Below are 14,262 nucleotides of genomic sequence, written 5' to 3'. Positions count from 1 at the left end.
CGCTCTGGAGGAGGCGGGGCTCGCGGTCACCCGCTGCCGGGCGCTCGGCGAGCGCGTCAGTCCGTAGGATCGAGGAATGGCCGACTTCACCCCCGCCCCGCCACCGCGCGGATGCGCCAGGACGTGCTGACCGGCGAGTGGGTCTCCATCGCCGCGTCGCGCCAGAACCGTGTGTTCCTGCCGCCGGCCGAGCTCGATCCGCTCGCCCCGGCGTCGCCGACGAACCCGTCGGAGGTGCCCAGCCGCTACGACGTCGCCGTCTTCGAGAACCGCTCCCCCTCCTTCGGCCCGCTCCTCGAGGACGCGGACGCGCCCGCCTCCCTGGAGGACCTGCGCACTCTCGGGCTCGGCCGGACGCTGACCAGCGTCGGCCGCTGCGAGGTCGTCTGCTTCAGCCCCGAGCACGAGGGCTCGTTCGCCACGCTCAGCGCCTCCCGCGCCCGGACCGTGGTCGAGGCCTGGGCCGACCGCGTGGGCGCCCTCTCGGCCCTTCCCGGCGTGCAGCAGGTCTTCCCGTTCGAGAACCGCGGCGAGGCGATCGGCGTCACGCTGCACCACCCCCACGGGCAGATCTACTCCTACCCCTACGTCACGCCGCGCACGACCCGCCTGCTCGCCTCGCTCGACAGCTACGGGCCGTCGATGTTCGCCGACGTCCTCGCCTTCGAGCAGGCCGGCGAGCGCGTCCTCCTCCGCGGCGAGCACTTCACCGCGTTCGTGCCGTTCGCCGCGCGCTGGCCCGTCGAGGTGCACCTCCTGCCGCACCGCCACGTCCCGGACCTGGCGGCGACGACCCCGGAGGAGCGCGATGAGCTGGCTGTGATGTACCAGCGCCTGCTCCGCGGCATCGACGCCCTCTACGACACCCCGACGCCCTACATCGCCGCCTGGCACCAGGCCCCAGTGCACGAGCGCCGCGACGAGGTGCGCCTGATGCTCCAGATCACCTCGCCCCGCCGCGCCGAGACGAAGCTCAAGTACCTCGCGGGGAGCGAGGCCGCGATGGGCGCCTGGATCGGCGACATCGCCCCCGAGACGAGCGCCGCGGCCCTGCGCGCGGCGATCGAGCGGGCCGACGCGGCCGTGCTCGAGGCCGGGATCGCACAGCGCCCCGACGCGGCGCTGCCGGTCGCCGCGCACAGCGACGACTCGCTTCCCGGCGGCGCCGCCACTCCCGCCACCACCGCCGCCGACATCGCCGAGGAGAACCGATGACCGCCGCTCCCGCATCCCTGACCGCCGTCGCCGAGAGCGCGGCCGCCGCCTTCGAGCGCACCTTCGGCCGCCCCGCCGCGGGCGTCTGGGCCGGCCCCGGCCGCGTGAACCTGATCGGCGAGCACACCGACTACAACGACGGCTTCGTCTTCCCCTTCGCGATCGACCGCGCCACGGCGATGGCCGTCGCTCCGAGGGAGGACCGCCTGATCCGGATCAGCAGCGCCTTCTCCCCCGACGTGGTCGAGGTCGCTCTCGACGAGCTCGGCCCCGGCGCCGTGACCGGCTGGTCGGCCTACCCGCTCGGCGTGGTCTGGGCGCTGACGGAGTACGGCGTCGACCTGGGCTCCCGCTCGGGCTTCGACGCGTACGTCGACTCCGACGTGCCGGTCGGCGCGGGGCTCTCGAGCTCGGCGGCGCTGATGTGCGCGATGGCCGTCGCCCTCGACGAGCTCTGGCACCTCGGCTTCGACCGCGCGACGATGGCCCGCGTCGGTCGTCGCGCCGAGAACGTCGCGGTCGGCGCCCCCACCGGGATCATGGACGAGTCCGCCTCCCTCTTCGGGAAGCGCGACGCCGCGGTGTTCCTGGACTGCCGCAGCCTCGACACCGAGGTCGTCCCCCTCGGCTTCGAGGAGGCCGGGCTCGTCCTGCTCGTCGTCGACACGCGCGTCGAGCACGCGCACGCCACCGGCGGCTACGCCGAGCGGCGCGCCTCCTGCGAGCTCGGCGCCGCGACCCTCGGCGTGCCGTCGCTCCGCGAGCTGACGGTCGACGACCTGCCGCGCGCCCAGGAGCTCCTCGACGACGTCACCTACCGGCGCGTGAAGCACGTCGTGACCGAGGACGTCCGCGTGCTCGAGACCGTCCGCACCCTGCGCGAGCACGGTCCCCGGGCGATCGGCGATCTGCTCGACGCCGGCCACGTCTCACTCCGCGACGACTTCGAGATCTCGGTGCCCGAGCTCGACACCGCCGTCGAGGCGGCGCGCGGCGCCGGAGCGATCGGCGCCCGGATGACCGGCGGCGGCTTCGGCGGCTCCGCGATCGCCCTCACCCCGGTGGAGAAGGAGGAGGAGGTCCGCGCCGCGGTCCTCGCCGCCTTCGCCGAGAAGGGCTTCTCGACTCCGGAGCTCTTCCTGGTCACGGCCGCCGACGGCGCGGGTCGGGTGCTCTGACCTCTGCTTCCGTCGACGCCCCCTGCGACCTCGCGTCGCAGGGGGCGTTCCTCGTCCAGCCGCTACGGCGCCGGATCCGGCGGAACGACGGCGCGCGCTTCTCCCCCGGTGACCCGAACCAGCTCGGCGAAGCTCGTCGGGTAGACGGTGTGCGCGTGCCCGGCCGCAGCCCAGACCACGTCGTAGGCGGCGAGGGCCGTGTCGACCACGGTGCGCAGCGACGCGGGATGGCCCACCGGCGCGATCCCGCCGATCGTCTGGCCCGTCGCGGACTTCACCTCCGCGGCCGGCGCCCGGGTGATCGATCCGCCCAGCTGCACGCCCAGCCAGGCGGTGTCGACGCGGTGGCCGCCGCTGGTCAGGACCAGCAGCGGCGCACCGTCGAGCAGGAACACGAGCGAGTTCGCGATCTGGCCGACGTCGACGCCCAGCGCCTCTGCCGCCAGTGCCGCCGTCGACGCGGCCGAGTCGAGCCAGTGCACGGTCGGGTGCACGCCGTGCCGGTCGAGGTCGGCGAGGACGCGGTCGACGGCCGGGTGGCTCCGTTCGCTCATGCCGCCGAGGCTAGCGCCCCGGCCGCCCTCACTTCTCGAACGTGGAGGCGTCGATCACGAAGCGGTAGCGGACGTCCGAGGCGAGGACGCGCTCGTAGGCCTCGTTGATCTGCGACGCCGAGACGACCTCGACCTCGCTCGCGATGCCCTTCTCGGCGCAGAAGTCGAGCATCTCCTGGGTCTCGCGGATGCCGCCGATGCCCGAGCCCGCGAAGGAGCGACGGGCGCCGAAGAGCGTGAAGACGTGCAGCGGCAGCGCCTCGGCCGGAGCGCCCACGTTCACCATCGTGCCGTTGCGGCGCAGGAGCCCCAGGTAGGCGTCGAGGTCGAGGGGCGCGCTGACCGTGTTGACGATCAGGTCGAAGGTGTTCGCGAGATCGGTGAAGGTCGCCTCGTCGCGCGTGGCGTAGTAGTGGTCGGCGCCCAGACGGAGGCCGTCCTCCTTCTTGCTGAGGGTCTGCGAGAGCACGGTGACCTCGGCGCCCATCGCGTGCGCGAACTTGACGGCCATGTGGCCGAGCCCGCCGAGGCCGACGACGGCCACCCGCTTGCCGGGGCCCGCCTCCCAGTGCGAGAGCGGCGAGTAGGTCGTGATGCCCGCGCACAGCAGCGGAGCGGCGGCCTCGTAGGGGATCGACTCCGGCACGCGGAGCACGAAGTCCTCGACGACGACGACGTGCGTGGAGTAGCCGCCCTGGGTGATGGTGCCGTCGCGGTCGACGGAGGCGTAGGTGCCGGTGTTGCCCTTCAGGCAGTACTGCTCCTCGCCCGCGAGGCAGTTCTCGCACTCGCGGCAGGAGTTCACCATGCAGCCGACGCCGACGCGGTCGCCGACGGAGTGCTTGGTGACCTCGGAGCCGACCTCGGCGACGACGCCGACGATCTCGTGGCCGACGGTCAGCGGGTACGCCACCGGTCCCCAGTCGCCGCGGACGGTGTGGATGTCGGAGTGGCAGATGCCGGAGTAGGCGATCTCGATGAGCACGTCGTGCGGTCCGACGTCGCGGCGCTCGATGGTGGTGGGGACGAGCGGCTCGGTCGCGGAGGGGGCGGCGTAGGCGGTGACGGTGAGCATGGGTTCTCCTCGTGGGGCGGGGCGCGCTCCGAGGACGTGTCCGACGGGGTGGGGGACGCGAGAGCGCCGGGCCACGCTACCGGCAGGCGACTGGACGTCGCCCCCGAGCGCGGTCCGGCGCGGGTCCCGTGGCGCGGGGCCGGTCAGCGCAGGGCGCGCTCGGCCGCCGTCACCACGTTGTGGATGAGCATCGCGCGCGTCATCGGGCCGACGCCGCCGGGCACGGGCGAGAGCCAGCCCGCGACCTCCGCCACCTCCGGTGCGACGTCGCCGGTCAGCTTCGCGCGGCCCGTCTCCGGGTTCTCGACCCGCGTGATGCCCACGTCGAGCACGGCGGCGCCGGGCTTCACCCAGTCGGCGCGGATGAGCCCGGGCACGCCCACGGCGGCCACCACGATGTCGGCGCGGCGCACCTCCGCGGCGAGATCGGCCGTGCGGGAGTGGGTGAGGGTCACGGTGGCGTCGAGGCCCTTCCGCGTGAGCAGGAGCCCGAGCGGACGGCCGACGGTGAGCCCGCGGCCCACGACGACGACGTGCCCGCCCGAGGTCGGGATGCCGTGGCGCTGCAGCATCTCGACGATCCCGTTCGGCGTGCAGGGCAGCGGGCTGTCCAGCTCTCCCTCGACGCCGAGCACCAGGCGGCCGAGGTTGGTGGGGTGCAGGCCGTCGGCGTCCTTGTCCGGATCCATGAGCTCGAGCATCGCGTTCTCGTCGATGCCCTTCGGCAGCGGGAGCTGGATGATGTACCCGGTCACGGCCTCCGAGTCGTTGAGCTGCCGGATGGCGGCGCGGATGTCGTCCGCCGACGCGGTCGCGGGGAGGTCCACGCGGATCGACTCGATCCCGACCTCCGCGCAGTCGCGGTGCTTGCCCGCGACGTACGAGCGGGAGGCGGGATCGTCCCCCACGAGCAGCGTGCCGAGCCCGGGCACGACGCCCCGCTCGCGCAGAGCGGCGACCCGCTCCGCGATCTCCGTTTTGACCGCCGTCGCCGTCGCGACGCCGTCGAGTACCTGTGCCGTCATCTCGGGCTCCTCGGTCGTGGCGCGGCGGAGGGGGGCGGTGCCCCGGCCTCCGCCGCGCGGGTGGTGCAGCGGATCGACTACAGCCCGGGGTAGAGCGGGAAGTCGTCGGTGAGGCGGGCGACACGGCCGCGCAGCGCCTCGAGGTCGGCCGAGGGCTTGAGCGCCTCGGCGATGACGTCGGCGACCTCGGTGAACTCCGTGTCGCCGAAGCCGCGCGTCGCGAGCGCCGGCGTACCGATGCGCAGGCCCGAGGTGACCATCGGCGGGCGGGGGTCGAACGGCACGGCGTTGCGGTTGACCGTGATGCCGACCTCGTGGAGGCGGTCCTCGGCCTGCTTGCCGTCCAACGGCGAGTCGCGCAGGTCGGCGAGGACGAGGTGGACGTCCGTGCCGCCGGTCAGGACGTCGATGCCCTCGGCCTTCGAGTCGGCCGCCGTGAGGCGCTCGGCGAGGATCTGCGCGCCGCGGATGGTGCGTGCCTGGCGATCGGCGAACTCGGGCTCGCCGGCGAGCTTGAACGCGGTCGCCTTCGCGGCGATCACGTGCATGAGCGGGCCGCCCTGCTGGCCGGGGAAGACGGCCGAGTTCAGCTTCTTGGCGTACTCCTGCTTCGCGAGGATGAGCCCCGAGCGCGGGCCGGCCAGCGTCTTGTGGACGGTGGTGGTCACGACGTCGGCGTAGGGCACCGGCGACGGGTGCAGCCCCGCCGCCACGAGGCCGGCGAAGTGGGCCATGTCGACCCAGAGCTTCGCGCCGACCTCGTCGGCGATGGCGCGGAACGCCTCGAAGTCGAGCTGACGGGGGTAGGCGGACCAGCCGGCGATGAGCACCTGCGGGCGGACCTCGAGGGCCTTCTCGCGGACCGCGTCCATGTCGATGCGGAAGGTCTGCGGGTCGACGCCGTACGCGGTCGCGTTGTAGAGCTTGCCCGAGAAGTTCAGCTTCATGCCGTGGGTCAGGTGGCCGCCGTGCGCGAGCTCGAGGCCGAGGATGGTGTCTCCGGGCTGCACGAGCGCGGCGAGCGCCGCGGCGTTGGCGGAGGCTCCGGAGTGCGGCTGGACGTTGGCGAACTCGGCGCCGAAGAGGGCCTTGGCGCGGTCGATCGCGAGCTGCTCGGCGATGTCGACGTACTCGCAGCCGCCGTAGTAGCGGCGGCCGGGGTAGCCCTCGGCGTACTTGTTGGTCAGGACGGAGCCCTGCGACTCGAGGATCGCGCGCGGCACGAAGTTCTCGCTCGCGATCATCTCGAGGTAGCCGCGCTGGCGGTCGAGCTCCTGCTGGAGCACGGCGGCGATCTCGGGGTCGACCACCGACACGGGCTGGTCGAACGAGGCGGCGACGCCGGGGCTGGCGGGGGAAGAGGACACGGACGCTCCTTGGCTGGGAAACGGAAGGGGCCCGGCAGGTCGCGGCGGCGCGACACGGCTCGTTCGGGCGACCCGATCTACGGTATCCGTTCCAGCCCAGGCGTGCGGCGGGAAAAGTGTCCGGGGCGCTGCCCCGGAGGAGGTGCCGCTCCCTGATGGTCACCCATCCGAACGCCAGTCGCGGCGGGCTCACTCTAGCAAGCGGGCCGGGTGGCGCGGGAGTCGCGCCAGTCGGGGGCGGGCACGCGCGATCGTGCGACGATCCCTCGGGCGGTTCCGGCGCGGGACCGGGAGGGAGGGCGTCGCCGTGGGTCCTCGACGCCGCTCCGAGCGCGTCGACAGCCGCAGCGACGAGGAGCTCGTCGCGCTGGTCCGGGAGGGCCGCACCGACGCCGTCTCCGAGCTCTGGCGCCGCCACTCCTCGGCCGGGCGCACCGTGGCCCGTGCGTGGGCGAGCAGCTCCGACCCCGACGACCTGGTCTCGGAGGCGTTCCTCCGCGTCCTGCGGGCGATCGAGCGCGGCGGCGGACCCGAGGGCGCCTTCCGCCCCTACTTCTTCACCGCCGTCCGCAACGTCGCGGGGTCCTGGGCCCGGCGGGACCGGCACGAGCGGCCGTTCGACGAGGCCGACCGCGCCCTCCCCTCTGCCGGCCCCGATCCCGAGGCGCACGCCCTCGCCGCCCTCGAGCGCGACCTGGGCGCGCGCGCGTTCCGGGCGCTGCCGCCGCGCTGGCAGGAGGTGCTCTGGTACACGGAGGTGGAGGGCCTGTCCCCCGCCGCCGCCGCACCGCTGATGGGCCTGGGGCCCAACGCGGTCGCAGCGCTCGGGGTGCGGGCGCGGGAGGGGCTGCGCTCCGCGTGGATCCGGGAGCACGTGTCGGACGCCTCGGCGACGGGCGAGTGCGAGTGGGTGCTCGAGCGGGCGGGGACGTACGCGCGAGGACGCGTCCCCGTCCGGGACAGGCACCGCATCGACCGGCACCTGGACGGGTGCCTCTCCTGCCGGGAGGCGCTGGCGGAGGCCGAGAGCACTGCGCGCCGCCTCGCGTCGGTGCTGCTGCCGCTCTCGGCCGGCGTGAGCGGTGCGGCCGCCTGGGCGGCGGGCGGGGGCTCCGGCGCGGCCTCCGGTCCGCTGCCGAGCGCGGTCCGGGCGTCGAGCGCGGTCCGCGCATCGGCGGTAAGGGCGTCGAGAGTGGGCAGCGGAACAGGAGTGGTCGTCGCCGCGTCCGCTGCGGCGGCACTCGCGGTCGCGGGAGTCGTCGGCGCGGTGCTGCTGTCCAGGAACGGGGGCGGCGCGCTCGTGGCGGCGGAGGACGCCTCCGCGCGGGTGGACGAGCGCGCAACGGCCGAGGCGGCTGCGCCGGCGTCGAGCGGAGGAGCGACGGCGAGCGCCGACCGACCGGAGACGGACCCGGAGGCCGCGGACCGGACGAGTGCAGCGGACGGCGATCCGGCGGGGCGGTCCAGCGGTTCCGGCGCCGCTCCGAGGAGCACGGTGCCGGCCGTGGCCGGACGGGCTGCGTCGGACGATGCCGGAGCGACGCGCGCGACCCCCGGGAGGACGGGACGCCCGCCGCAACAAAAGCCGTCCCGCGATCCCGTCGGCGCACCGGCGTCGAGAGGGATCGAGGCGACCGCCTCCCCGACTCCTGCCGCCGAGCCCGCCCCGTCCCGCCCTGCCGTGACCGGCAGCCCCGCACCGGCGCGCTCCCCTGCCGTCACCGAGGGTCCGGCCCCCTCCGGGCCGCCGGGGACCACGACCGGGAGCTCCGCGCCGGGCCCGATCGGCAACGGCCCGGCCCTGCCCTCCGTTCCGGTCCCGACCCCCGCACCCAGCACTCCGGTCCCGGTTCCTGTTCCTGTTCCTGTTCCTGTTCCGACCGTGACTCCCCCACCGGACACTCCGGCTCCGGCAGCGACGCACGCACCGAGCACTCCGGCGCCGGCCCCTACAGAGGCGCCGAGCACCTCCGCTCCGGTCTCGACTCCCGCGCCGGTCACGACCCCCACTCCGGCCGCACCTCCCGCTCCGGCCGCACCGACCCTCGCGCTCGACACCGACGGCCGGCTGCTGCCCGATGCCCGGGGCACCGCCGCGCCCGGCGCCGAGGTGCTCCTCGAGGACGCCTCCGACGGACACCGTGTGGGCTCCGCCACCGCCGACGCCGACGGCTCCTGGACCGCGCCGGCGCTCCCCCTCCCCGCGGGCAGGACCACGGTGCTGGCGCGCACCGCCGCAGGAGTCAGCGCCCCCGAGACGGTCGACCTGCGCGCTCCGGTGCTCCTCGCCCGGGCCGCGTCGAGCGGGGGCGCGGTCGGCGTGCTCGTGCTCGCCGATCCCGACGCGGACGGCCTCGACCTCCTGGTCGACGGCGGGCAGGTGCGGTCCCTCGCTCCCGGAGCCCCCGTCCTCGCCGCGACCCTGGAGGTCGGTCCTGGGAGGCACACGATCGGCGTCCGCTACTCCTCCCCGGACGGGCGGACGGGACCCGTCGCCGTCGTGTCCGTCGACGCGGGCTGAGGCGCGCGGACCGCCCCGTGCCCCACCGTTATCCTGGGCGGATGCAGCCCGAACCCGCCGCGTCCGCGACTCCCCGGCCCGCCTCCGCGAGCACCCGTCCGACGGGCAGCGACGCCGCGTGGTCCGGCGCCCGGCCCGCGGGAAACCACTGGACCCTGACCTTCGCCTGCCCCGACCAGCCGGGCATCGTGCACGCCGTGTCCGGTGCCGTCGTCCAGGCCCGCGGCAACATCACCGAGAGCCAGCAGTTCTCGAGCGCCGACACCGGCCGCTTCTTCATGCGCCTGCAGGTGGAGTCGCCGATCAGCCGCGAGGAGTTCGCCGCCGCCCTGCTGCCGATCACCGAGCACTACGGGATGACCTGGCGCCTCGACGTCGTCGGCCGGCCGCTGCGCACCCTCGTCCTCGCCTCCACGGCCGCGCACTGCGTCAACGACCTGCTCTTCCGCCAGCGCGCCGGGCAGCTCGCGGTGGACATCCCGATGATCCTGTCCAACCACGGCAGCCTGCGCGACCTCGCCGAGTTCTACGGCGTGCCCTTCGAGTCGCGCCCCGTGGTCTCGCCGGAGTCGAAGCGCGGGTTCGAGGAGCGCGTGCTGGAGGTCGTCGAGGAGCACGACGTCGAGCTCGTGGTCCTGGCGCGCTACATGCAGATCCTCTCCCCCGAGCTCTGCGCGCGACTGGCCGGTCGCGCCATCAACATCCACCACTCGTTCCTGCCGGGCTTCAAGGGCGCGAACCCGTACAAGCAGGCGCACGCCCGCGGCGTCAAGCTGATCGGGGCGACCGCGCACTTCGTGACCAGCGACCTCGACGAGGGGCCGATCATCGAGCAGAACGTGGTGCGCGTGGACCACTCGCACTCGGTCGCCCAGCTCGTGGCGATCGGGCAGGACGAGGAGAGCCGCACGCTCACGCAGGCGGTCAAATGGTTCGCGGAGGACCGGGTGCTCCTCGACGGGGCCCGCACCATCATCTTCCGCTGACCTCCGGCGGCTAGCATGGTCGGCGTGAATCGAGCAGGAGCGGACACCGCGGGCACCGACATCAGGATCGGCCCGAACGCGATCCTCCGGTTCCTCCTGGAGCTCGTCGCGCTGGCGACCTTCGCCCTCTGGGGCTTCGCGTCGTGGGACCTCCCGTGGAACATCGTCCTCGGCATCGGCGCTCCGGTGGTCGCCGCGCTGATCTGGGCGCTCTTCCTCTCGCCGCGTGCGGTCCTCGCGATCGACGTCTACGGCCGCTCGCTGATCGAGCTGCTCGTGATGGGCGCCGCCGCGCTGGCGTGGCTGGACCTCGGCCAGCCGGTCGTCGCGATCGTCTTCGGCGTCCTCGCCGTCGTCTCCGGCGTCATCGCGGGACGCCGCTCCCTCTGATCCTGACGGCGACCGCTCAGGCCGAGGGGGCGCTCGCTCGGAGCCGTCCACCGCTGTCCCCGAGGGTGCACCGCGGTCCCCGTACGCTCGCCGCCGCTCGGAGCGGGACCGAACGCGTCGTCCCGGCTCGCAGCGGCAGGTCGCCACCGCGTTCTCCCGTCGATGCACCTCCGGGGATGCGCGACCGCAGCGGGACCCCGGGCCGATCGCGCCGCCGGGCCCCCAAGCGGAGGTGTTCCGCCCCGCCTGATCGTCGATCTCTCCCCGACCCGCTCCCGCCTCCGCTCTCGAGCCGTTCCCCCACGCAGCCCGGCCGGTCTTGCTCCCGGCCCGCACCACGAGCCGCCCCGTCTCCGCCTCCCCCGCCCGGGAACGGCGAACGGCCGCCCCCGCCGCTCCGGGAGGAGCAGGGGGACGGCCGTTCGCGGCGGTCGCGGAGGACTACTCCACGGCGCCCGCCTCACGCTGCGCCAGGGCGCGGCGTCGGAGGCCGGTGATCACAGCACCTGCACCGAGGAGGGCGAGGGCGGCGGCTCCGAGGAGACCGCCGTCGAAGCCCGTCGACGGGAGGCCGCCGGCGCCGTGGCCGGGCGCGCCCGGTCCGGCGGTCGGCGTGGAGGTGGGCTCCCCCGGTCCGGCGGTCGGCGTGGAGGTGGGCTCCCCCGGTCCGGCGGTGGGGCCGGCCGTCGGCGTCGCGGTCGGCTCCGGGGTGCCCGTGGGCTCCGGAGTCGCGGTCGGCGTCGGGGTGGGGGTGACCGCCTCGGTGACGTCGACGCTCACGAGCGTCGCGAGTCCCGAATCGGTGTAGGCGACACGGCCGAGGTAGCGGGCCGGGCCCGCCAGGTTCGACCAGGAGACCGCGTACGCGATCGGCTCGCCCTGCACGGCGTCGACCACGGCGGGGTCGGTGCTCAGCGAGCCGAGACCGTTCTCCGGAGTGATGACGAAGCTGCGGAAGTCGAACGTGACAGTCGAGGATCCCGGGGCGGTCGAGTAGACATCGGCCTGGACCGTGTACTCGCCCGGAGCGGGGTCGGCGATGTCGACTCGCTCGTCGGCCGAGCCGGTCGCCGAGGTGAAGACCTTGTCGGTGCTCTCGCTGGTGACGGTGAGGTCGAGGTCGGCCGCGTCGTCGAGCGAGTCGAGATCGAAGCGGGCGAACTCGGCGCCCTCCGGCACCACGACGGTGGTCGTCAGCGACTTCCCCGTGGGGAGCGTCGCCGAGTGGCCGTCGGCGGCGGTGGCGTCCTCGGCGAGGACACCCTCGGCGAGACCGCTCGCGGTGAGCGGCAGCGCGCCGGTGATGCCGGGCGTGACCGTCACCGTGCCGGTGCCGGTCGAGCCGGTGCCGGAGACCTCGTAGGGCGCGTCCAGCAGGACGGGGCGCACCGCGATCGGGCTGCGGACGTCGTGCTCCGCGCTCGCCCAGGTCAGGTAGCCGGTGGCGAACTGGTTGAGCGCCGCCGAGCCGGTGGTGAAGGAGACCGTGTACTCCGCCGTCTGGCCCGCACCCGTGAAGGAGAGGGTCGAGGGCGAGACCACGGTGTCGATCCCGGCGAGGCCGTCGACCGAGGCGGTGTAGGTGCCCGCGCCGGTCGAGGTGACCGTGCGGGTCACGGTCTGCGTGCCCGCGAGGGCGCCGATCGCGATCGAGGCCTGGTTGAGGTCGGACGGGTCGATCGCGGCGATCGGGTCGATCACCGGGTTCGAGGTGAAGACGTAGCCCGCACCCTTGAGGAACGCGATCCAGTCCTCCGTGCCGCTCTGGTAGAGCAGTCCGGGATCGAGGAACGCGGCAGGGTCGACGTGTCCGGCGCCCTGGGCGAAGACGTCCTCGGACGCGGCGCCCGACTGGTCGACGCTGTCGTAGGCGGAGGTCATCATGGCCGACTTCACCGCGGACGGCGAGGCCTTCGGGGTCGCGCCGAGGATCAGCGCGCCGAGGCCCGCCACGTGCGGCGACGACATCGAGGTGCCGGACTCGAACGCGAAGGCGGGGTCGTCGCCCTCGGCGTTGAAGCTGTCGGCGAGGATCGCGACGCCGGGCGCCGTGAGGTCGGGCTTCAGCACGTCGGCGCCGTCCGCCTCAGCGGGACCGCGCGACGAGAAGCCGGCGACCTGCGGGACGGGGATGGAGGCTCCGGACGAGTTGCCCTCGGAGAGGGTCACGGTCGCACCGGCGGTGCCGGCGTAGGTCGTGATCGCCTGGTAGGCCTGCGAGTCGATCTGGATGCTCGGGACCGAGTGGTCGTCGACGTGCAGGGCGTTCGGGGTCGGGTTGAGCAGCAGCATGCCGATGCCGCCGGCCCGCTCGACCTCGGCCGACTTGGAGACGCGCGCGGTGACGCCCGCGGTGCAGGCGACGATCGTGCCCTTCACCTTGTCGGGGTCGAGGGTGCCGGTCTCGCAGATGGCGGGGTTCTCGGCGCCCGAGCGGACGACGTCGGCGCTGTTCACCAGCGGTCCGGTGACGTCCTCGTGGACCGAGATGGATCCTCCGACGAACTTCTGGCCGTCGCCGAGAGCGGCGGTCGCGGTGTAGGTCGGGATGGAGGACGCGGCGACCGTGGTGTACCAGGGCGACGCGTGGTCGAGCGTGGAGGCGCCCGCACCCGAGTTGCCGGCCGAGGCCGCGACGAAGACGCCCGCGGCGGCGGCGTTGAGGAACGCCTCGTCGATCGCGGTCAGGGTCGAGGTGGCCGAGCCGCCGCCGATCGAGAAGTTGATGACGTCGACGCCGTCCTTGGTCGCGGCGTCGATGGCCGCGAGGATGCCCGCTCCGGAGCAGAAGTCGTCGTCGTCGGTGCCCTCGTCGGGTCCGTTCCAGCAGACCTTGTACGCGGCGACCTTGGCGGCCGGGGCGACTCCGGAGATCTTCCCGTAGTCGTAGCCGTCGACGCTCGCCTCGACGCCGTTGTTGCCGGCTGCCGTGCTCGCGGTGTGCGAGCCGTGTCCGTCGGCGTCGCGCGGGGAGCGGTACTCGGGGTTGTCCGTCGAGCCGACCTCCTCGTCCGCGAGGAACCAGCGTGCGCCGATGAGCTTCTGGTTGCACTCGTCGCCGTCCCACTGCTCGGAGGCGGGGAGCCCCGGCGAGCAGGAGCCGACGAAGGTGCCGCCGTCCGACTTCACGAAGGAGGTGGTGGTGCCGTCCGTGTAGGGGGCCGCTCCGGGCGAGGTCGCCAGGGGCGCGCCTGCGAAGGAGGGGTTCTCGGGCGCGATGCCGGAGTCGATGACGCCGACGACGACGCCCTCGCCCGCCTTGTCGATGCCGCCCAGCTTCTGCCAGACGCCGTTCTCGCCCTCGAGGCCGAGGAAGTCGGTGGAGCGCTGCTGTCCGGTGTCGGGCACGGGGGTACCGGCGGCGGCCGCGGCGAGCGGCGAGGCCTGCGCGGCGCGGTCGACCTTCAAATTCTCGACCTTGCGGACCTGGGCGACGTCGCGGCGGCTCGCGAGCTCGCCCGCCTGCTCGCCCGAGAGGGTCGCGGAGAAGCCGTTGAGGGCGACGGTGTAGTGGTAGCCGATGGCGGCGTCGACCGCGGAGGCGACGTCCTCCTGGCGCTGCTCGAGGTGAGCGGAGTAGTCCTCCACCGGAGCCGAGGCGGCCTGCAGCTGCGCACCGTCGACGGGCGCCGTGCGGGCGAAGCGGGCATCGCTGCCCTGGTAGGTGGCCGCGGAGGGCTCGACGAGGGTGACGACGTAGTCGCCGTCGTCGAAGCTCTGGCCGACGGAGAGCCCGCCGACGAGTGAGGCACTGCCGGCGAGAGGGGCGGCACTGGCGCCGGTGGTGGCGAAGGCCGCGGTCGCGGCGACTCCGAGGACGGCGAGGCCCGCGAGGATGCGCCTCTCAGCGCGGCGGACGGGTGGTCGGTGGGACAGGTGGATCGGCAATCGATGTCCTTACTCACATTCGCTGGGAACCGGATCGGTTTCCACACAGAAACGACCCTACGA

General features: G+C 74.0%; 10 protein-coding genes. 5 read left to right on the top strand and 5 right to left on the bottom strand.

Features of this window, described 5'->3' with window-relative positions; translation table 11 throughout:
• Positions 1–33 precede the first annotated feature (33 nt).
• Positions 34–1,215, top strand: coding sequence for a galactose-1-phosphate uridylyltransferase (gene galT / locus C5C74_RS15455; protein ID WP_374953530.1), 1,182 nt, complete (start codon positions 34–36; stop codon positions 1,213–1,215).
• The gene (gene galK / locus C5C74_RS15450) at positions 1,212–2,393 is read left to right on the top strand and encodes a galactokinase (RefSeq protein ID WP_104351847.1); all 1,182 of its coding nucleotides are present in this window, start codon (positions 1,212–1,214) and stop codon (positions 2,391–2,393) included. The genes galT and galK overlap by 4 nt, the downstream gene beginning before the upstream one ends.
• A gap of 62 nt (positions 2,394–2,455) precedes the next feature.
• Here the strand turns inward: galK and C5C74_RS15445 are convergent, their stop codons facing one another.
• The 4 genes from C5C74_RS15445 to glyA form a co-directional block, all read right to left on the bottom strand.
• A complete protein-coding gene (locus C5C74_RS15445; RefSeq protein ID WP_104351846.1) occupies positions 2,456–2,947 on the bottom strand; it encodes a YbaK/EbsC family protein in 492 nt (163 codons plus the stop codon).
• Positions 2,948–2,975: 28 nt separating this feature from the next.
• Positions 2,976–4,022 (bottom strand): NAD(P)-dependent alcohol dehydrogenase, encoded by a 1,047-nt coding sequence (locus C5C74_RS15440; RefSeq protein WP_104233905.1) that lies wholly within the window; start codon positions 4,020–4,022, stop codon positions 2,976–2,978.
• Positions 4,023–4,165: 143 nt separating this feature from the next.
• Positions 4,166–5,047 (bottom strand): bifunctional methylenetetrahydrofolate dehydrogenase/methenyltetrahydrofolate cyclohydrolase, encoded by an 882-nt coding sequence (locus C5C74_RS15435; RefSeq protein WP_104351845.1) that lies wholly within the window; start codon positions 5,045–5,047, stop codon positions 4,166–4,168.
• 77 nt (positions 5,048–5,124) lie between these two features.
• A complete protein-coding gene (gene glyA / locus C5C74_RS15430; protein WP_104224723.1) occupies positions 5,125–6,414 on the bottom strand; it encodes a serine hydroxymethyltransferase in 1,290 nt (429 codons plus the stop codon).
• A gap of 307 nt (positions 6,415–6,721) precedes the next feature.
• On the opposite strand from glyA, the gene C5C74_RS15425 reads away from it, so the two are divergent.
• From C5C74_RS15425 to C5C74_RS15415, 3 genes are read left to right on the top strand one after another with little or no spacing between them, the layout of a single operon-like run.
• Positions 6,722–8,935 (top strand): sigma-70 family RNA polymerase sigma factor, encoded by a 2,214-nt coding sequence (locus C5C74_RS15425; RefSeq protein WP_146083092.1) that lies wholly within the window; start codon positions 6,722–6,724, stop codon positions 8,933–8,935.
• Between the two features lie 41 nt (positions 8,936–8,976).
• The gene (gene purU / locus C5C74_RS15420) at positions 8,977–9,921 is read left to right on the top strand and encodes a formyltetrahydrofolate deformylase (protein WP_104227281.1); all 945 of its coding nucleotides are present in this window, start codon (positions 8,977–8,979) and stop codon (positions 9,919–9,921) included.
• Between the two features lie 24 nt (positions 9,922–9,945).
• Complete coding sequence (locus C5C74_RS15415) at positions 9,946–10,311, top strand: YrdB family protein (protein ID WP_104276971.1); 366 nt, start codon at positions 9,946–9,948, stop codon at positions 10,309–10,311.
• Positions 10,312–10,752: 441 nt separating this feature from the next.
• Here the strand turns inward: C5C74_RS15415 and C5C74_RS15410 are convergent, their stop codons facing one another.
• Entirely contained in the window at positions 10,753–14,199 is a 3,447-nt protein-coding gene (locus tag C5C74_RS15410) for a S8 family serine peptidase (protein ID WP_104351843.1), read from the bottom strand.
• Positions 14,200–14,262 lie beyond the last annotated feature (63 nt).

The sequence above is a fragment of the Rathayibacter sp. AY1E8 genome, assembly GCF_002931415.1.
GTDB lineage: Bacteria > Actinomycetota > Actinomycetes > Actinomycetales > Microbacteriaceae > Rathayibacter.
This window is presented reverse-complemented; position numbering and strand designations above follow the sequence as displayed.

Excerpts from the sequence above, each read along its gene's own strand:
- purU (WP_104227281.1), top strand. The coding sequence starts at position 8,977 with ATGCAGCCCGAACCCGCCGCGTCCGCGACTCCCCGGCCCGCCTCCGCG.
- C5C74_RS15440 (WP_104233905.1), bottom strand. The coding sequence starts at position 4,022 with ATGCTCACCGTCACCGCCTACGCCGCCCCCTCCGCGACCGAGCCGCTC.
- galK (WP_104351847.1), top strand. The coding sequence starts at position 1,212 with ATGACCGCCGCTCCCGCATCCCTGACCGCCGTCGCCGAGAGCGCGGCC.
- C5C74_RS15445 (WP_104351846.1), bottom strand. The coding sequence starts at position 2,947 with ATGAGCGAACGGAGCCACCCGGCCGTCGACCGCGTCCTCGCCGACCTC.
- C5C74_RS15435 (WP_104351845.1), bottom strand. The coding sequence starts at position 5,047 with ATGACGGCACAGGTACTCGACGGCGTCGCGACGGCGACGGCGGTCAAA.